The sequence below is a fragment of the Vibrio algicola genome (assembly GCF_009601765.2).
In the GTDB taxonomy this organism is placed as follows: Bacteria; Pseudomonadota; Gammaproteobacteria; order Enterobacterales; family Vibrionaceae; genus Vibrio; species Vibrio algicola.
Genome location: NZ_CP045699.1, coordinates 335,789 through 354,390, shown reverse-complemented (window position 1 = coordinate 354,390; position 18,602 = coordinate 335,789). Strand labels below are relative to the sequence as shown.

Genomic DNA, 18,602 nt, shown 5'->3' with positions numbered 1-18,602 from the left:
GCTTATATTGAGCTCAGGTAAACGGCTCAGCCAACTTCATGTAAGGATACAATAATGAAAAAAGTCTCCATTCATACTCTGATTAAGTGGAAGCAAGAAGGGATTAAATTTGCCACTTCAACCGCTTATGACGCCAGTTTTGCTCAACTTTTTGAACAACAACAAATGCCGTTATTATTAGTGGGTGATTCACTGGGAATGGTTTTACAAGGTGAAGATTCTACTTTGCCCGTCACCGTGGATGAGATTGCTTACCACACCCGCTGCGTGCGCGCCGGAAACAAACAAAGCTTACTGGTGGCGGATATGCCATTTATGAGTTACGCCACCCCAGAGCAAGCTTGCCAAGAAGCAGCCAAATTAATGCGCGCCGGTGCCAACATGGTCAAATTGGAAGGCGGTGAATGGTTGATTGATACCGTAAAACAGTTAACGGAACGTTCGGTTCCGGTGTGTGCTCACTTAGGGCTAACACCACAATCGGTCAATATTTTTGGTGGTTTCCGTATTCAAGGTCGCGATCACGATCAAGCTGAACAAATCGTAAAAGACGCATTATCATTACAAAATTCCGGTGCGCAGTTACTTGTGTTAGAATGCGTACCAACCGCCCTTGCTGAGCGTATCACTGCCGCATTACACATCCCCGTGATCGGTATTGGCGCTGGCAATAAAACCGATGGGCAAATCTTAGTCATGCACGATATGTTTGGTATTTCAGCCAACTATATGCCGAAATTCTCCAAGAATTTTTTAGCAGAAACCGGCAGCATGGCATTAGCGATTGATAAATATATTCAAGATGTTGCAGCAGGAACCTTTCCCGCTCAAGAACACAGTTTTGAATAAATCTCTATTTTAATAAATTTATTTTTAATCGTCGGATTTTAAATACGTATTTTTCATTAAGATATTGAGAATTAAGGAATTAACATGCAAACTTTTGCTGATGTAGCCTCGCTAAGAGACCAGCTAAAAAGTGCGCGCCGTGATGGCCGCCGTATCGCTTTCGTACCGACTATGGGCAACCTGCATGAAGGTCACCTGACTTTAGTGCGCAAGGCTCGCGAGCATGCAGACCTCGTTGTGGTCAGTATTTTTGTTAATCCAATGCAATTTGAACGTGAAGATGATCTCACCAATTATCCGCGTACTCTAGAAAACGATCTCAGTAAACTCAATACAGAGGCTGTGGACTTTGTCTTCACCCCAACACCAGACATCATGTACCCACAAGGATTAGATAAACAAACCTTTGTCGAAGTTCCTGGTTTGTCTCACATGTTAGAAGGCGCAGCGCGTCCGGGCCACTTTCGTGGTGTCAGCACTATCGTGACTAAGTTGTTCAATATTGTGCAACCGGATGTGGCGTGTTTTGGTGAGAAAGATTTTCAGCAACTCGCCATGATCCGAAAAATGGTGATTGATTTAGCGTTAGACATTGACATCGTTGGCGTGCCGACAGTGCGTGAATTAGATGGCTTAGCGATGAGTTCACGTAATTCTCGTCTAACATTAAGTGAGCGTCAGCGTGCCCCCGTATTAGCCCGTACTATGCGTTGGATTGGCAGCCAAATGCGCGGTGGTCGTAAAGATTATCCATCACTGGTGGAAGATGCGGTCGATCAACTGCGCGCCGCCGATCTAGAACCCGATGAAATATTTATTCGTGATGCCAGTACCTTACAACTGGCGACAGAGGAAACGACACAAGCAGTCGTATTGATGTCGGCACATTTAGGTAATGTGCGTTTGATTGACAACATCAGTGTTGAACTATCAAGCACCGCCCCAAGCGATAGCGAAGAAGAATAACCTCCTGATACACTCAACTCCCTCTAAAAGCTGCCAATTTGGCAGCTTTTTTACTATCCAACCTTCCAACAAAACATCACTCAAACTAATCAATCGCTGTTATCTTGGTCTTTTTTATTATAAATTGATCTAGATCAATAAAATGAACCTAAAAATGAGACATTATTCACACAACAAATAAAACAGTGTTTTTTACGCCATATTGAACTGCGTCACGTAGTATCTGACCATGATCTGGCTTGTGCCCAAGTAGAAATGGGTATCACTTATTAATTAATTGAGAGACTTATTATGAAAAAATTACTTGTCGCAACAGCCGTTATCGCCCTTTTAGCCGGTTGTGATTCTGAAGATGTAGAAAAAGCATTTGATAAAACAACTGACTTTTCAGTACTAGAAGCAAAACAAGAAGCTAACATCATAAAAAATGCTACAGGCTATGTGTCTGAATATATTATAGATAATTGCGCCGCTGCCGGTACAACAGAGTGTGATATTGATAAAGCTAATAACGGTATTTCTAGTGATGAAAAATTAGAAATTAAAATCGTTGGCAGCATGATCACTGCAACATTTAAAGATTCTGGTGATTACATTAATTATAAAAATAGTGGCGATGAAATTCAGATGAACTTCTCTAGTAATGAAAGTCATTACTTAAAAATTGATACTTCTTTCACTAACCCTCGCGTTAGTTTTGACGGTCACTATATTAGTGGTCATGATTCATACTCAGCTGTTAGTGATGGTTTAGATCTGGTTAATTCAGATCAACTCGAAAATGGTAAGATAAAAATTGAAGCAAAAGATGACTATTCTTTTGATTATTAATTATTAAAAAAACCCCGCAACTTCACAGTGAAGTTGCGGGGTTTTGTCGTTTAAACTAGGCGAACATTAAAAGCGAGATCCCGTATCTTCTTCGCTTAGGGTCATGGTCGAGATGACGAGACTGTAGCGCTCTTGGTAGTCTGCCACCGATTTTCAGCTCTCAAGCGTAACGTCCTCGTTTCTCAGCTACTCCCCCTTAAAGCTTTAGCTTCTCAGACCAATTCCTTTCGAAATCAAACCGTAGGCTACTGCATATAAAGCGGCAATAAATACAAACAGTACGCTAAATGAGGTCACGATACCCACATCCGATACGCCCAAAAAACCATAACGGAAGGCATTCACCATATAGACAATCGGATTAATTTTAGACACATGCTGCCAAAATTCCGGCAGTAAATTAATCGAGTAAAACACCCCACCTAAATAAGTTAATGGCGTTAATACAAACGTTGGAATAATCGAAATATCATCAAAGGTAGTCGCAAATACCGCATTAATTAAGCCACCAAGAGAAAACACAATCGAGGTCAAAAACACGGTTGAAATAATGATAAACCAATGGTGAATTTGCAAATCAACGAAGAATAACGACACACAGGTCACCAATGCGCCAACCAATAAACCGCGAACCACGCCGCCCATCACAAAGCCTAAGATCAAAATATGATGAGGCACCGGCGCGACCAACAACTCTTCAATATTTTTTTGAAATTTTGAGCTGAAAAATGATGAAGCAACATTGGAATAAGAGTTAGTGATCACCGACATCATAATCAAACCCGGTACGATATATTCCATATAAGAAAAACCGTTCATCTGACCAATACGCGAACCAATCAAATTACCAAAGATAATAAAGTACAACGTCATGGTGATCGCTGGCGGGACAATAGTTTGCACCCAAATACGCATAAAGCGACGGATCTCTTTGGTGACTAAACTTTTAAATGCGGTCCAATATAATTCAGCCATTATTTATTACCTCTTTGCGCTGCTTGTTTTTTATTTTCACTGATATTTTTACCGTTACGTACGATCGTAACAAACAGCTCTTCTAAGCGGTTCGCTTTATTGCGCATCGATAACACTTCAATCCCCTGCGCACTTAACTGTTGAAACACCTGACTTAACCCTTGTTGCTTATCAATTTCGACTTCCAAACTGGTTGAATCAAAGTTGGTGATCTTGGCTTGCTCAAGTTGTGGTTGCTGATTGGTCGGTGCGATATCCAAAATAAAAGTTTCAACCGTCAACTTATTCAGTAATGCTTTCATTGAAGTATCTTCAATCACTTCACCACTATTGATGATGCCGATATTGCGACACAACATCTCAGCTTCTTCCAAGTAGTGAGTGGTCAGAATGATCGTCACCCCTTCTTCTTGGTTAATTTGCTTTAGAAACTCCCACATTGAACGACGTAATTCAATATCAACGCCTGCGGTCGGTTCATCTAAAATCAGCAATTTTGGTTGATGCATTAATGCGCGTGCAATCATCAGGCGACGCTTCATCCCCCCCGATAAATTACGCGCACGTTCATCTCGTTTCTCCCACAAATCGAGTTGAGTAAGGTATTTTTGCGCGCGAACTTTCGCTTGTGCGACCGAAACGCCATAATAACCCGCTTGCTGCATCACAATTTGTTGTACCGTTTCAAATGGGTTGAAGTTAAATTCTTGCGGTACTAAACCAAGTTCGAGTTTCGCTTTAACCAAATCAGTGTCAATATCATGACCAAAGACTTTTACTGAGCCTGAAGTTTTATTGACCAGTGAGCTTATAACACCAATAGTTGTCGATTTGCCTGCGCCATTTGGCCCAAGCAAAGCGTAAAAATCACCTTGCTCTACATTGAGTGATACCCCTTTCAAGGCTTCGACGCCACCGGCATAAACTTTGCGTAAATTTTTTATCTCTAATGCGAACATAATTATCTTTTTTATCCATTTGGTAAATTGATCACAGATCGGATTTGATTTTTGGTGATTTTGTGTATAGTAAAGCAGGTTAACGAGGAATGTAACATGCCAGATATTAAACAGTTATTCAAAAATAACTCGACATGGGCTGAGTCTATCAAATCAGAACGCCCTGAATTCTTCACAAAACTTGAAGAATCACAGGAACCTGAATACCTATGGATAGGTTGTTCAGATAGTCGAGTCCCTGCTGAGCGCCTTACTGGCCTGTATTCAGGGGAGTTATTTGTTCACCGCAACGTGGCTAACCAAGTCATTCATACCGACTTAAATTGTCTTTCTGTTGTGCAATATGCGGTTGACGTTTTAAAGGTCAAGCACATTATTATTTGTGGTCACTACGGCTGTGGTGGGGTCAATGCGGCAATTGATAATCCAAATCTTGGACTGATCAATAACTGGTTGCTCCACATTCGCGACCTGTATCTTAAACACCGAAATTGGCTTTCTCAATTTCCCAAAGATCAATGGGCTGATAAGCTGTGCGAAATAAACGTCGCAGAGCAAACCTATAACTTAGGTAATTCAACCATTCTTCAGCAAGCTTGGGAACGTGGCCAAAAAGTACAAATTCATGGCTGGTGCTACGGTATTGGCGACGGTGTATTGAAAGATTTAGGTGTTCGCTGCCATAGTAACGAAAGCTTAGAGATTTCCCACCAAGCTTCAATTGCGAAGATTTTAAATGAAGAAACCCCTGAGAAAATTATTGGGTAATCTGCATTATTGTAATAGAACACTATCAAATACACAGCCAAAGTCATTGACGTTACAGTAAGGCGACAAGTAAACGAAACCCCATAGGCTTAGCTTGCCTAAGTGATTAGGGTGAGTGAACGTAGTCAACAAAGCTGTAGCTTCAAGTACGACGGGTATAAAAAGAGCGATAATCATATCGCTCTTTTTTATTCCTTCAGCTCAATAATCATACTGAATAGACCACTGTGATTCTAATGATCATCAGTCATATTGAGTATCACAAGTAAGAATACCGTATTCGGCATACTGACCGCTTCATGAGGAAGCTTACTCTTGTGGTACCACTTTACCGATGTATGGTAAATGACGGTAGTTCTGAGCGTAGTCAATACCCACACCAACCACGAACTCATCTGGAATTTCAAAACCAATCCACTTCGCATCTACTTCAATTTCACGACGTGATGGCTTATCAAGTAGCGTACAGATCTCAATTGAGTTTGGTTCGCGGATTTTTAAAATATCGCATACTTTGCTTAGAGTATTACCGGTATCGATAATATCTTCTACCAGCAACACATCCATACCTTTAATATCATCATCAAGGTCTTTTAAGATACGTACATCACGGGTGCTGGTCATGCTGTTACCGTAGCTTGAAGCTGTCATAAAATCGATCTTATGATTCATGCCAATCGCGCGTGATAAGTCAGCCATAAACACGAAAGATCCACGTAATAGACCTACTACAACAAGCTTTTCAGATCCTTGATAATGTTCGGCAATTGCTTTACCTAAAACTTTTACTCGATCTTGTACATCCTGTTCCGAGATCATTACTTCAACTGTATGTTTCATATCTTTCTCAATAGTTAGATTTTTTTGTTATTAACCATAACTGAAATAATATCAGCTATCGTGTCATAGCACGCATTCTACCACCACTGCACGTATTCGTTAACTTTTTCCAAGCACTCGACTTAAGTTGTATGTTTTTTATTCAGATTGACACTAAACTAGGCATAGGTAGACTTATTCACATAATAACTATAACAGTGATTTACTATTTTGTTTTTTTATCATTCTTAAATAATTGAAGCCATTACGCTATGAATTTCAAGCATAAAAGAATATAAGCTAGGATTATGATATGGATATATTAACTCGACGCCCAAGGACTCGGCTGTCCCCTGAAAAGCGAAAATTACAGCTTTTAGAAATCGCCATCGAAGTATTTGCTAAGCGCGGCATTGGCCGTGGTGGCCACGCAGATATCGCGGATATCGCTCAAGTCTCGGTTGCCACTGTGTTTAATTACTTTCCAACCCGTGAGGATTTAGTTGATGAAGTGCTCACCAATGTAGAACAACATTTCTCCGCCTTTTTATTGGAAAATATAAATTTAGATCTGCCGGTTAAACAAAATTTATCTACCCTTTCTAACCAGCTAGTCGATTTAGTTTTAGACGATATTCAGTGGACTAAGATTTGGTTTGAATGGAGCACCTCAACTCGCGAAGAAGTATGGCCATTATTTGTTTCAACTCACAGTCAGCATCAAAAGTATTTCCGTGAGATGTTTGTGAAAGGCATTGAAAATGGTGAGATTTGTGACGAACAAAACCCAAGTAATATAGCTAAGTTATTCCATGGTATTTGTTATTCAATATTCGTGCAGGCTAATCGTCGTCCAGATAAAGAAAGCCTCACTAAGTTAGTTGCCAGCTTTTTAGATATGTTGTGTATTTATAAAGAAAAGGATTAACAGCCGATTTTAACGTGCAACACCCACGATTTTAATACTAAAAAGGCCGTATGATCTTTTAATCATACGGCCTTTTAATGCAGATTCGTCACCAATACTGCCAGTGACGAAATCGCTTTATTACTTCTTACGTTTTACTGCTTTTGGATTTGGAAGATCGGTAATCGACCCTTCAAAAATCTCAGCGGCCATACCAACAGACTCATGCAACGTTGGGTGAGCGTGAATGGTTAGAGCGATATCTTCTGCATCACAACCCATTTCGATTGCAAGACCGATTTCACCCAGCAATTCACCACCGTTAGTCCCGACAATCGCGCCACCAATAACACGGTGAGTTTCTTTATCGAAGATAAGCTTAGTCATGCCTTCTGCACAATCAGATGCGATTGCACGGCCAGATGCAGCCCAAGGGAAAGTCGCCGTTTCGTATTTAATGCCTTCGGCTTTCGCTTCTTTCTCTGTTTTACCTACCCACGCCACTTCTGGCTCCGTGTAGGCAATTGAAGGGATAACTTTAGGATCGAAGTAGTGCTTCTTACCAGAAATAACTTCTGCTGCAACGTGGCCTTCATGCACACCTTTGTGAGCCAACATAGGTTGACCAACGATATCACCGATAGCGTGGATGTGTGGAACGTTGGTGCGCATTTGCTTATCAACGTTGATAAAGCCACGCTCGTCAACTTCAATACCTGCTTTTTCTGCATCCATCAATGAACCGTTTGGCACACGACCGATCGCCACAAGAACCGCATCATAACGTTCAGCTTCTGCTGGCGCTTTTTTGCCTTCCATTGAAACGTAGATACCATCTTCTTTCGCTTCAACTGCGGTTACTTTAGTTTCAAGCATTAGGTTGAATTTGTTTTTAATTTGCTTAGTGAATACCTTAACAACGTCTTTATCTGCTGCTGGGATCACTTGGTCAAACATTTCAACTACATCGATTTGAGACCCTAGAGAGTGATACACAGTACCCATCTCAAGACCGATGATACCGCCACCCATCACGAGCATTTTCTTCGGCACTTCTTTGAGCTCTAGTGCGTCAGTTGAATCCCAAATACGTGGATCTTCATGTGGAATGAAAGGCAGTTTGATTGGGCGAGAGCCCGCAGCAATAATGGCGTTGTCGAAGGTTACTGTAGTGCTTTCTTCGCCTTCAACTTGCAATGTGTTAGGGCCAGTAAATTTACCGAAACCATTCACTACCGTCACTTTACGCATTTTTGCCATACCAGCTAGACCGCCAGTAAGTTGAGTAATAACTTTGTCTTTCCAAGAACGGATCTTAGTGATGTCCGTTTGAGGTTCGCCAAATACAACACCGTGTGCTGCCATCGCTTTGGCTTCTTCAATTACTTTAGAAACGTGTAGTAATGCTTTTGAAGGAATACAACCGACATTAAGACAAACACCACCAAGCGAGCTGTAACGCTCAACAATCACGGTTTCTAAACCTAAATCTGCACAACGGAATGCCGCTGAATATCCAGCAGGACCGGCACCAAGTACCACTACTTGTGCTTTAATTTCTTTGCTCATTTTGACCTCGTTATAGTCATTATCCCTGACAAGCTGACGATTCCCATTTCACTATTTACTGCACGACATGACAGTGAATGGGAGTGAATTATCTAATTCAGAATTAACAATAGTTTATCGACTTGTTAACGCTGTGAAAAGTGATTCACGTTAGCCTGTGAGCTAGACAACATTCTTTTTTCTTTGAGTCCTATCGCATCGTTTTTCCAACTCGGATTTCGATGCAATAAGTCGAAATATATAAAAAATAAGGTGGCTGTTTGGCCACCCTATTTTATCCCTTACTACAGAACTAAACGGCGAATGTCAGACAGACAAGCATTTAGGTAAGTAATAAAGCGAGCACCTTCAGCTCCATCGATTACGCGGTGATCGTAAGAAAGAGAAAGTGGCAACTGTAGGCGTGGTTCGAATTCTTTACCATTCCATACTGGTTTGATTTCAGATTTAGACACCCCAAGAATACCAACTTCTGGTGCGTTCACGATAGGTGTGAATGCGGTACCACCGATACCACCAAGGCTTGAGATTGTGAAACAACCACCTTGCATATCAGAAGACGTTAACTTGCCTGAACGTGCTTTCTTAGAAATAACTGCCAGTTCTTCTGATAATTCGTAGATGCCTTTTTTGTTTACATCTTTAAATACAGGAACCACTAAGCCGTTTGGCGTATCAACCGCGATACCGACGTTTACGTATTTCTTCAAAATGATGCTTTCGCCATCATCAGAAAGAGAAGAGTTAAACGTTGGGAAGGCTTCTAACGCTTTTGCTACCGCTTTCATGATGAACACAAGTGGTGTGATCTTCATGCCAGTGTCGCGCTTGGCTTCAATTGCATTTTGTTCTTTACGGAACGCTTCCAATGCCGTGATATCAGCGTTATCCCACTGAGTAACGTGTGGGATCATTACCCAGTTACGGTGCAAGTTAGCACCAGAGATTTTCTTGATTTTAGACAGCTTTTGAATCTCAGTATCACCAAACTTGCTGAAATCAATTTTCGGCCAAGGAAGCAGACCAAGTGCGCTGCCATCGCCGCCTTTACCTGATGCAGCCGCACCAGATTCAAGACGTTTTAGAGCTTCTTTAACGAAGTTTTGTACATCTTCTTTCAAGATGCGGCTCTTACGACCTGTGCCTTTTACTTTAGCAAGGTTAACACCAAATTCACGCGCTAAACGACGAACCACAGGAGAGGCATGTGCGTACTCATGGTTATCTTGGAAATCACCGCTTGTTGCAGGCGCGCCAGCTTGTGCTTTAGCGGCTGGTGCTGCTGATGCTTGAGGTGCGGCAGCTTGTGGCGCTGAAGCCGCAGGTACAGAACCTTCCACTTCAAAGATCATGATCAAAGAGCCAGTCGACACTTTATCGCCAGCAGCAATTTTGATTTCTTTGATTTTACCAGCAAACGGAGCAGGAACTTCCATTGATGCTTTGTCGCCTTCAACCGTAATTAAAGATTGCTCTTCTTCTACAGTATCACCAACCGCAACCATAACTTCCGTGACTTCAACTTCATCACCACCGATGTCTGGAACGTTCACTTCTTTCGCCGCAGACGCAACAGGTGCAGCCGCTTGAGCAGGGGCTGCTTGTTGTGGGGCAGGGGCAGAAGAGGCCGCGCCACCAGCACCAGCAACTTCAAAAATCATCACTAATGAACCGGTTGAAACTGAATCGCCGACGTTGATTTTAATTTCTTTTAGCGTACCGGCGAAAGGTGCTGGCACTTCCATTGACGCTTTATCACCTTCAACAGTAAGAAGAGATTGTTCTTCTTCAATGCTGTCACCGATAGCAACCATGATCTCAGTGACTTCAACTTCATCACCGCCGATATCAGGAACATGAACTTCTTTTAGTTCGCTTGCTGCTGCAGGAGCAGGTGCTGCTTCGGTTTTAGGTGCTTCGGCTTTAGGAGCTTCAGCAACGGGTGACGCTGCTGCGCCTTGTGCTTCAAAGGTCATAATGAATGAGCCAGTCGACACTGAGTCACCCACGTTAATTTTAATTTCTTTTACGATACCTGCTTGAGGAGCCGGTACTTCCATTGACGCTTTATCGCCTTCAACGGTAATAAGAGACTGTTCTTCTTCAACCTTGTCGCCAACGCTTACAAGAATCTCAGTGACTTCAACCTCATCGGTACCAATGTCAGGTACATTAATTTCGATTGTCATTATGCTTTCCTATTAATTGATTGAAATGCGCTGCAATAAAGAGTCATCACAGCGCATCAATGCTTATTCACATTGGCTTATGCGTATAGCGGGTTGATTTTATCTGCATCGATGTTGAATTTAGCAATTGCGTCAACAATAACCGATTTTTCAATATCGCCACGTTTGGCAAGTTCAGTCAGCGCAGCAACCACAACATAACCGGCATTCACTTCGAAGTGAGTACGTAAGTTATCGCGGCTATCTGAACGACCGAAACCATCAGTACCCAACACTTTATAAGACTCAGATGGCATGTAAGCACGCACTTGCTCTGCGTAGTTTTTCATGTAATCCGTTGCAGCGATTGCTGGCTCAGATCCAAGTACCGTTGAGATGTAAGCCACTTTTTCTTCCGCTTCTGGGTGAAGCATGTTGAAGCGCTCAGCATCTTGGCCATCACGAGTCAATTCATTGAAAGAGGTTACTGAGAACACATCCGAAGCCACACCGTAGTCATCGCTTAGGATTTTCGCAGCTTTGCGTACTTCGTTCATGATAGTACCCGAGCTCATCAATTGAACTTTGCCCTTGCTACCAGTGTAAGACTCTAACTTGTAGATACCTTTACGAATGCCTTCTTCCGCGCCTTCTGGCATGGCTGGCATGTGGTAGTTTTCGTTCATCACAGTTAAGTAGTAGTAAACGTTCTCTTGGTTTTCACCATACATACGCTGAATACCATCTTGCATGATAACCGCGAGCTCATAAGCAAACGTTGGATCGTAAGAGACACAGTTTGGAATGGTATTCGCTTGGATGTGTGAATGACCATCTTCGTGCTGTAGACCTTCACCATTTAGCGTTGTACGACCAGCCGTTGCACCCAATAGGAAGCCACGTGCTTGTTGGTCACCCGCCATCCACGCCATATCGCCAACACGCTGGAAGCCGAACATAGAGTAGTAAATGTAGAATGGGATCATTGGAAGATCGTTGGTGCTGTATGAGGTCGCCGCTGCTACCCATGAAGACATTGCACCAAGTTCATTGATACCTTCTTGTAGAACCTGACCTGAAGTCGCCTCTTTGTAGTAAGACACTAAGCTGCGATCTTCTGGGGTGTATTCTTGACCTTGTGGATTGTAAATACCGATTTGACGGAATAAACCTTCCATACCAAAAGTACGAGCTTCATCGGCAACGATTGGAACAATCTGCTTACCAATGTTTTTATCTTTAATTAAGATATTAAGCGTACGCACAAACGCCATTGTGGTCGAGATGTCACGTTTTTGCTCAGTAAGCAGTGCATCAAAATCACTTAATGCTGGCACTTTAAATTCTTGGGTGAACTTAGGCAGACGCACTGGTGTGTAACCATGTAGTGCATCACGACGAGCGTGTAAGTAAGTATGCTCTGCTGACCCTTCTTCTAGAGTTAGGTAAGGCAGTTCTTTTACTTTCTCATCAGACAAGATGTCTTGTAGACCTAAACGGTCACGTAGATAAAGAACATGGGTCATGTCCATTTTCTTCACGCCGTGAGCAATGTTCTTACCTTCAGCCGCTTCACCCATGCCGTAACCTTTAACCGTTTTCGCAAGGATAACAGTTGGCTTACCATTGGTTTCTTGAGCCGCTTTAAACGCAGAGAACAATTTAGATGAATCATGACCGCCACGCTTAAGCGCAAAGATTTGATCATCGGTCATGTCAGCCACAAGTGCTGCTGTCTCTGGGTATTTACCGAAGAAGTGTTCACGAACGTACGCACCATCTTTCGATTTAAAGGTTTGGTAATCGCCATCGATGGTTTCGTTCATCAATTGCAGAAGTTTACCTGTGGTGTCTTTAGCAAGTAGTGCATCCCAGTTGCTACCCCAGATAACTTTAATTACATTCCAACCTGCGCCTTTAAATAGGCCTTCAAGTTCTTGAATGATGCTGCCGTTACCCATAACCGGACCATCAAGGCGCTGTAGGTTACAGTTGATTAGGAAACATAAGTTGTCGAGTTTTTCACGAGAAGCGAAAGAAATCGCACCGCGTGATTCTGGCTCATCCATCTCACCATCACCAAGGAACGCGTAAACACGTTGATTGGTGGTATCTTTAAGGCCACGACCGTTCAAGTACTTCAAGAAGCGAGCTTGATAGATAGCAGACATTGGACCTAGGCCCATCGATACGGTTGGGAACTGCCAGAATTCAGGCAATAGTTTTGGATGCGGGTAAGATGGAAGACCGTTACCTGTTGATTCTTGACGGAAGTTGTCTAGTTGCTCAGCCGATAGACGACCTTCAACGAATGCACGCGCATAGATCCCTGGAGAAATATGACCTTGGTAATAAACTAAATCGCCACCGTCGGTTTCATTTGGAGCGCGGAAGAAATGGTTAAAACATACTTCGTAGAAAGACGCTGCTGATTGGTAAGACGCCATGTGGCCGCCAAGATCCAAATCTTTTTTCGATGCACGCAATACGATCATGATGGCATTCCAACGAATGATCGAACGAATGCGACGCTCTACTGTGATATCACCTGGATAAGCCGCTTCTTGCGTAGCTGGGATGGTGTTTACATAGTTAGTGTTAATACCCGTTGGCATATCAACGCCATCTAAACGAGCTTTATCAAGAACTTGCTCTAGTAAATATTGAGCGCGTTCAACACCTTCTTCGCGTACCACTGATTCAAGGGCTTCTAACCAATCTTGAGTTTCCAGTGCATCAACGTCATTATTAATGACTTCAGACATAGCGATCTATCCTTCTGTTGGTTTATCAGGCTATTGCTTATCTAAGATTATGCTTATCAAAGATAAAGAATAGTTAACCTGTATTAAGATTCGTTGGCTTGTTGGATTCGGCGTAATGAACGCTCACGACGACTCTCTTCTCGAGTCAAATCCAACAAAGTCTCTTCAATGTAAGCCAAGTGTGCATGAGATGCTTTGCGTGCCAATTCTGGCTCTCGCTTAAGGATCGCTTGCACGATATTGGCACGGTGAACACTCACCTTTTCCACCACTTCATCACGACGATAAAGTAATTCTAAATTCTGTAATACGTTTTGTTCTAGCAAAGGAGCAAGGCTACGAACAATATGCAATAACACCACATTGTGAGCCGCTTCAGAGATGGCAATTAATACCTTCATTACCGCGCTAGATTCTTGCTTAATATCTTTATTTTCAATCGCGATTTCGACTTCTCGTTGACACTCTGAAATATGTTCAAAATCTTCTGTCGTGCCACGCAGCGCGGCAAAATAAGCTGAAATCCCTTCCATCGCATGGCGAGATTCCAATAAATCGAGTTGCGTTTCTGAGTGAGTCGATAACAATTCTAGTAGTGGATCGGAAAAAGACGTCCATAATTTTTCACATACGAACGTACCGCCACCTTGCTTACGAGTCAGTAAGCGTTTTGCTTCTAAACGCTGGATCGCTTCACGAATGGAAGGGCGAGAAACATCAAATTGTTTGGCTAGTTCACGCTCTGGCGGCAATTGTTGCCCTGCAGATAATGTGCCTTCTACAATCAGCCTTTCTAATTCTTGTTCAATCACATCAGAAAGTTTTGGCTGACGGATCCGTTGATAAGCCATGATGAAGTCTCGTTTCACTTATTGAGTGTAAATTGGTAATACCAATTACCAGCGCACGAAAATTTTACATAATCCTAACGCCAGTGTCTAGTCAAAAATTGATTCAAATCATAGAACGAATAACGAATTAACCAACCATTAACAATTATTCATTAAAACACCAATAAGATTGGTAAGACCATTTAATAATGGTCCCACAAAACGCACCTCTTTATAGGTATTTGTTACCCCTCTTTATCTATTTTTCTTTAAAGTGTGATTAAGATCGATCTCTTATAACAAAAAAAAGCGTTACCGAAACAAGCTCTATTGGGAGAATAAAATAAAATTGTTGCATTTATTTAACACGCGAAATCAAACCTGGCTTCACACGGTCTACTTTGATACCGATATCAAACCAACTTGAGATTCAAGATGAAGTATTTTCTCAATATAGTGATTAGAGTTATGATCATTAGCGTATTTTCAAGCTCGGCGATGGCCGCGCCTAAAGCCGATCTTTGGCCTTATTGGAATGTCAGTAATCCAAACAACCCCCAAAGCATTGATCACTCGGCTTGGCAGGGCATTTTAGATCGTAACCTTAGTGTGCAAGGCGACAATCATTTATTTGGTTATGGCAGCATAAGCGATCAAGACAAAAAATCGCTGCATCAATACATCCAGCAACTAACCCAACTCGACCCACGTCAATACAATAAAAAGCAGCAATTCGCCTATTGGGTTAATTTATATAACGCGTTAACAGTGCAAGTGGTGTTGGATAATTACCCCACTAAGTCAATAACCAAAATTGGTGGCTTATTTTCGTTTGGGCCTTGGGGGCAAGACATCGCCACTATTAATGGTAAAACCATCACTCTCAATGATATTGAACATCGGATCTTACGCCCAATCTGGCGAGATCCTCGCATTCACTATTCAGTTAACTGCGCCAGTTTAGGTTGCCCTAACTTAGCGACTCAAGCGTTTACTGCGCAAAATACTGAGGCGCTTTTAGCTCAAGCGGAACGAGAATTTATCCTTAGCGATAAAGGGATGAAAATAACCAACGGCAAGTTACAGCTTTCTTCTATTTATGATTGGTTTGTGGTCGATTTTGGCGGTCAATCAGCCATGCTGGATTATTTGGCAAAATTTAAACCGGAGATAAAGAGGATCATAACCAAGCCGAACTTTAGCCAACCAAGCTATGAGTATGATTGGCGCTTGAATGGGAGTTAAAAAATAGAACAAAAATAAGCGAGATTCCCTGTCTCTTCGCCTAGGCTCATGCATGGAATGACGCGTTGGATCGCAAGGCTCAGGCATGGAATAACGGGGATTTTTCACCGAACGTTGACGACTTAAAGAGCGTCATCTTGGAGAGTGACGAAGGAGCGAGTTCAAGATCTCCTACCACCATTTGAGACTCAACGCGTTGTTGGAGATCCCTGATGTCACCTTCGGCTCCTCGGGATGACGCTGCCCGTTTAAAAGTAACGCAACATACATCGTCACCTCACAAACAAGAAATAAGTTAAAAATCGTCACCTCACCAACAAGAAACGGGTTAAAAATCGTCATCTCGGAAACGAGGGACGAGTTATCCGTGATCTCGTTTCTAGTCTTTTTACTGATTATGAACTCAATAGCTCACACGTTATCACTTGATCTCCCTCGCAAATCCACTGCCATTTGACCAAGATGCTTTAGCGGCTACTGAGTATTTATTAACCTTTTTATCACTTATAAATCCCCCTATTCAACTAGTCAGTCGCAAAAAAATGTCACCTTGGTGAAACAATTAACAAACATTACAATCTGGCTCGAAAGCGCGCTGCAATTGATTTCTCCTTTCTCTGCCTTGTTTCTATCCTGTGCTGGTCAACAACCTATATCCAAATGACCATTATTCGAAGTCGTTGGTGCTGTAGTAAACGACAGTACTCAATACACAGAATAAACCTTTCTATATTCACGGAGATGAAAAATGAAATTACAACAAGGTAAAAAGAAGCTACAAAAGGGTTTCACCTTAATTGAATTGATGATCGTAGTAGCGGTTATCGGTGTGCTTGCTGCTATTGCTATGCCTCAATATCAAAAATACATTGCCAAATCTGAAGTAGCTTCAGTATTAGCCTCTTTAACTGGAGTAAAAACTAACATTGAAGCATACACTGTTGAAAATGGAACATTTCCTACAAACGCTCAATCATCAGCCTTAGGTATACCTACTATGGATCTCGGCACAGCATCAATTACTTCTAATAGTGCAGATTCTGGAACGTTAACATTTACTTTTGGTTCTGTAACTACCGATGCTAGCGCCTTAGTTGCCGATAAAATTATTACTCTTTCCAGAACAGCAGGAACTGGAGCTTGGCTTTGTGGTACAGCTTCTGGAGCAACAGGCTTAGACTCTGATTTACTCCCGAAAACATGTAAATAATTACACATAACAAATGAACATCAACCTCGCCTCCATTTTACGTCAAGCCGACTTCCTGACTCACGAGCAGGAACAGGTGGTGGTGAGCAGCGTTCTTAACGATAAAAAAAGCGTCCCCGTGGTGTGCGTGGACGCTGGTTTTATAGATAGCCAAGCGTTATTGCAACAACTGTGTCAATTATTTGCCCTACCCCAAGCTCACCTTGACCATTACAGCTACGCCGAAGTGTGTGAACAACTCGGATTACGCGATTTAATCACTAGCCACCAAGTGCTGCCGCTACAGATTGATTCACAAAGCTTATTACTGGCGGTATCCGACCCCACCAATACTGGGGTGGAAGACGATTTTCGCTTTGCTACCGGTAAACAAGTCGAATTTATTCTGGCCGATTGTAAAGAGCTGGAAGGCGCGATCCGCCGCTTGTATGGCCGAAGCGCAGGCAGCGACAGTGGCCAAGGCAAAGACATCACCCAAGACGAACTGGCTAACATGGTGGAAGTTGGCAGTGATGAAATTCAAGAAACTGAAGATCTCAGTCAAGATGAAGCGCCGGTCAGTCGTTTTATCAACCAAATTTTGCTCGATGCGGTGCGCAAAGGGGCGTCAGATATTCACTTTGAACCGTATGAAGAATTGTATCGGGTGCGCCTGCGTTGTGATGGTATTTTGGTTGAAACCAACCGCCCTGCGCAGCATTTAGGACGCCGCCTTGCCGCGCGAATTAAAATATTATCTAAGCTCGATATTGCCGAACGCCGCTTGCCGCAAGATGGGCGGATCAAAATTCGCTTAAACGCCGATACCGCGATTGATATGCGAGTTTCAACCTTGCCGACCTTATGGGGCGAGAAAATCGTATTGCGTCTGCTCGACAGTAGCGCTGCCAATTTGAATATCGACAAACTTGGCTACAGTGCCCCACAAAAAAAATTATATTTAGAGGCGCTACAGCAACCGCAAGGCATGATCTTAATGACCGGCCCAACCGGTAGCGGTAAAACCGTTTCTTTGTACACCGGATTGCGGATTTTAAACACCCCAGATAAAAATATATCGACCGCCGAAGATCCGGTCGAGATCAACTTAACCGGAGTCAACCAAGTGCAAGTGAAACCGAAAATTGGTTTTACCTTTGCTGCTGCTCTGCGCGCTTTTTTACGTCAAGATCCCGACGTGGTAATGGTGGGCGAAATTCGCGATCTCGAAACCGCTGAAATTGCAGTAAAAGCGGCGCAAACTGGTCACTTGGTATTATCAACTCTGCATACCAATTCATCCGCCGAAACTATTGTGCGTTTGTCGAATATGGGGATTGAGGCGTTTAACCTTGCTTCATCGTTAACTCTTATTATCGCTCAGCGCTTAGCCCGTCGTTTATGCTCTCACTGTAAAAAGCCCGATCCATTCCCCGATGTATTGCGCCAAAAATTAAATATCGCGCCGGATGTGGTGATCTACAAAGCCTTTAGCCAAGGCTGCCCAGAATGTACCGGTGGCTATTCTGGCCGAGTAGGGATTTATGAAGTAATGCCATTTAGCACCGAAATTGCCACAGCGGTGATCAAAAAAGCCTCTGCCAACGATATTGAAATGATCGCGGTAAAACAAGGAATGTCGACCCTGCGTCAATCCGGCATTGATAATTTAAAACAAGGTGTGACCAGCTTCGCCGAACTGCAACGCGTGTTGTATTTTTAGTAATTTAATCAACCTACCTCCTTTTTAAAACCCAGTAAC

General features: G+C 42.6%; 15 protein-coding genes. 8 read left to right on the top strand and 7 right to left on the bottom strand.

Annotated elements, in window-relative coordinates; all coding sequences use genetic code 11:
* Window positions 1-54 precede the first annotated feature (54 nt).
* The 3 genes from panB (at window position 55) to GFB47_RS01560 (ending at window position 2,646) form a co-directional block, all read left to right on the top strand.
* Complete coding sequence (panB, locus tag GFB47_RS01570) at window positions 55-849, top strand: 3-methyl-2-oxobutanoate hydroxymethyltransferase (protein WP_153446033.1); 795 nt, start codon at window positions 55-57, stop codon at window positions 847-849.
* An 84-nt stretch (window positions 850-933) separates the two neighbouring features.
* Window positions 934-1,815, top strand: coding sequence for a pantoate--beta-alanine ligase (gene panC / locus GFB47_RS01565; RefSeq protein WP_153446031.1), 882 nt, complete (start codon window positions 934-936; stop codon window positions 1,813-1,815).
* A gap of 291 nt (window positions 1,816-2,106) precedes the next feature.
* A complete protein-coding gene (locus GFB47_RS01560; RefSeq protein WP_153446029.1) occupies window positions 2,107-2,646 on the top strand; it encodes a hypothetical protein in 540 nt (179 codons plus the stop codon).
* A gap of 204 nt (window positions 2,647-2,850) precedes the next feature.
* On the opposite strand, the gene GFB47_RS01555 is transcribed toward GFB47_RS01560, so the two are convergent.
* Window positions 2,851-3,621, bottom strand: coding sequence for an ABC transporter permease (locus tag GFB47_RS01555; protein ID WP_153446027.1), 771 nt, complete (start codon window positions 3,619-3,621; stop codon window positions 2,851-2,853).
* Entirely contained in the window at window positions 3,621-4,580 is a 960-nt protein-coding gene (locus GFB47_RS01550) for an ABC transporter ATP-binding protein (RefSeq protein WP_153446026.1), read from the bottom strand. The genes GFB47_RS01555 and GFB47_RS01550 overlap by 1 nt, the downstream gene beginning before the upstream one ends.
* A 96-nt stretch (window positions 4,581-4,676) precedes the next feature.
* On the opposite strand from GFB47_RS01550, the gene can reads away from it, so the two are divergent.
* Window positions 4,677-5,348, top strand: coding sequence for a carbonate dehydratase (can, locus tag GFB47_RS01545; protein WP_153446024.1), 672 nt, complete (start codon window positions 4,677-4,679; stop codon window positions 5,346-5,348).
* Between the two features lie 309 nt (window positions 5,349-5,657).
* Here can and hpt read toward each other — a convergent pair whose 3' ends face one another.
* The gene (gene hpt / locus GFB47_RS01540; RefSeq protein WP_153446022.1) at window positions 5,658-6,188 is read right to left on the bottom strand and encodes a hypoxanthine phosphoribosyltransferase; all 531 of its coding nucleotides are present in this window, start codon (window positions 6,186-6,188) and stop codon (window positions 5,658-5,660) included.
* Window positions 6,189-6,480: 292 nt separating this feature from the next.
* Between hpt and GFB47_RS01535 the strand changes: the two genes are divergently transcribed.
* Window positions 6,481-7,095, top strand: coding sequence for a TetR/AcrR family transcriptional regulator (locus tag GFB47_RS01535; protein ID WP_153446021.1), 615 nt, complete (start codon window positions 6,481-6,483; stop codon window positions 7,093-7,095).
* 120 nt (window positions 7,096-7,215) lie between these two features.
* Here GFB47_RS01535 and lpdA read toward each other — a convergent pair whose 3' ends face one another.
* The 4 genes from lpdA to pdhR form a co-directional block, all read right to left on the bottom strand.
* Window positions 7,216-8,643, bottom strand: coding sequence for a dihydrolipoyl dehydrogenase (lpdA, locus tag GFB47_RS01530; protein WP_153446019.1), 1,428 nt, complete (start codon window positions 8,641-8,643; stop codon window positions 7,216-7,218).
* Window positions 8,644-8,927: 284 nt separating this feature from the next.
* A complete protein-coding gene (aceF, locus tag GFB47_RS01525) occupies window positions 8,928-10,832 on the bottom strand; it encodes a pyruvate dehydrogenase complex dihydrolipoyllysine-residue acetyltransferase (RefSeq protein ID WP_153446016.1) in 1,905 nt (634 codons plus the stop codon).
* Between the two features lie 77 nt (window positions 10,833-10,909).
* Entirely contained in the window at window positions 10,910-13,576 is a 2,667-nt protein-coding gene (gene aceE / locus GFB47_RS01520) for a pyruvate dehydrogenase (acetyl-transferring), homodimeric type (RefSeq protein WP_153446014.1), read from the bottom strand.
* An 83-nt stretch (window positions 13,577-13,659) separates the two neighbouring features.
* Window positions 13,660-14,427 (bottom strand): pyruvate dehydrogenase complex transcriptional repressor PdhR, encoded by a 768-nt coding sequence (pdhR, locus tag GFB47_RS01515; RefSeq protein WP_153446013.1) that lies wholly within the window; start codon window positions 14,425-14,427, stop codon window positions 13,660-13,662.
* A 414-nt stretch (window positions 14,428-14,841) separates the two neighbouring features.
* On the opposite strand from pdhR, the gene GFB47_RS01510 reads away from it, so the two are divergent.
* The 3 genes from GFB47_RS01510 (at window position 14,842) to pilB (ending at window position 18,563) form a co-directional block, all read left to right on the top strand.
* The gene (locus GFB47_RS01510) at window positions 14,842-15,651 is read left to right on the top strand and encodes a DUF547 domain-containing protein (protein ID WP_153446011.1); all 810 of its coding nucleotides are present in this window, start codon (window positions 14,842-14,844) and stop codon (window positions 15,649-15,651) included.
* A 748-nt stretch (window positions 15,652-16,399) separates the two neighbouring features.
* A complete protein-coding gene (locus GFB47_RS01505) occupies window positions 16,400-16,861 on the top strand; it encodes a pilin (RefSeq protein WP_153446009.1) in 462 nt (153 codons plus the stop codon).
* A 13-nt stretch (window positions 16,862-16,874) separates the two neighbouring features.
* Window positions 16,875-18,563, top strand: coding sequence for a type IV-A pilus assembly ATPase PilB (pilB, locus tag GFB47_RS01500; protein WP_153446007.1), 1,689 nt, complete (start codon window positions 16,875-16,877; stop codon window positions 18,561-18,563).
* Window positions 18,564-18,602 lie beyond the last annotated feature (39 nt).

Excerpts from the sequence above, each read along its gene's own strand:
- GFB47_RS01555 (WP_153446027.1), bottom strand. The coding sequence starts at position 3,621 with ATGGCTGAATTATATTGGACCGCATTTAAAAGTTTAGTCACCAAAGAG.
- pdhR (WP_153446013.1), bottom strand. The coding sequence starts at position 14,427 with ATGGCTTATCAACGGATCCGTCAGCCAAAACTTTCTGATGTGATTGAA.
- aceE (WP_153446014.1), bottom strand. The coding sequence starts at position 13,576 with ATGTCTGAAGTCATTAATAATGACGTTGATGCACTGGAAACTCAAGAT.
- GFB47_RS01510 (WP_153446011.1), top strand. The coding sequence starts at position 14,842 with ATGAAGTATTTTCTCAATATAGTGATTAGAGTTATGATCATTAGCGTA.
- panC (WP_153446031.1), top strand. The coding sequence starts at position 934 with ATGCAAACTTTTGCTGATGTAGCCTCGCTAAGAGACCAGCTAAAAAGT.
- panB (WP_153446033.1), top strand. The coding sequence starts at position 55 with ATGAAAAAAGTCTCCATTCATACTCTGATTAAGTGGAAGCAAGAAGGG.
- aceF (WP_153446016.1), bottom strand. The coding sequence starts at position 10,832 with ATGACAATCGAAATTAATGTACCTGACATTGGTACCGATGAGGTTGAA.
- hpt (WP_153446022.1), bottom strand. The coding sequence starts at position 6,188 with ATGAAACATACAGTTGAAGTAATGATCTCGGAACAGGATGTACAAGAT.
- GFB47_RS01550 (WP_153446026.1), bottom strand. The coding sequence starts at position 4,580 with ATGTTCGCATTAGAGATAAAAAATTTACGCAAAGTTTATGCCGGTGGC.
- pilB (WP_153446007.1), top strand. The coding sequence starts at position 16,875 with ATGAACATCAACCTCGCCTCCATTTTACGTCAAGCCGACTTCCTGACT.
- can (WP_153446024.1), top strand. The coding sequence starts at position 4,677 with ATGCCAGATATTAAACAGTTATTCAAAAATAACTCGACATGGGCTGAG.
- lpdA (WP_153446019.1), bottom strand. The coding sequence starts at position 8,643 with ATGAGCAAAGAAATTAAAGCACAAGTAGTGGTACTTGGTGCCGGTCCT.
- GFB47_RS01560 (WP_153446029.1), top strand. The coding sequence starts at position 2,107 with ATGAAAAAATTACTTGTCGCAACAGCCGTTATCGCCCTTTTAGCCGGT.
- GFB47_RS01535 (WP_153446021.1), top strand. The coding sequence starts at position 6,481 with ATGGATATATTAACTCGACGCCCAAGGACTCGGCTGTCCCCTGAAAAG.
- GFB47_RS01505 (WP_153446009.1), top strand. The coding sequence starts at position 16,400 with ATGAAATTACAACAAGGTAAAAAGAAGCTACAAAAGGGTTTCACCTTA.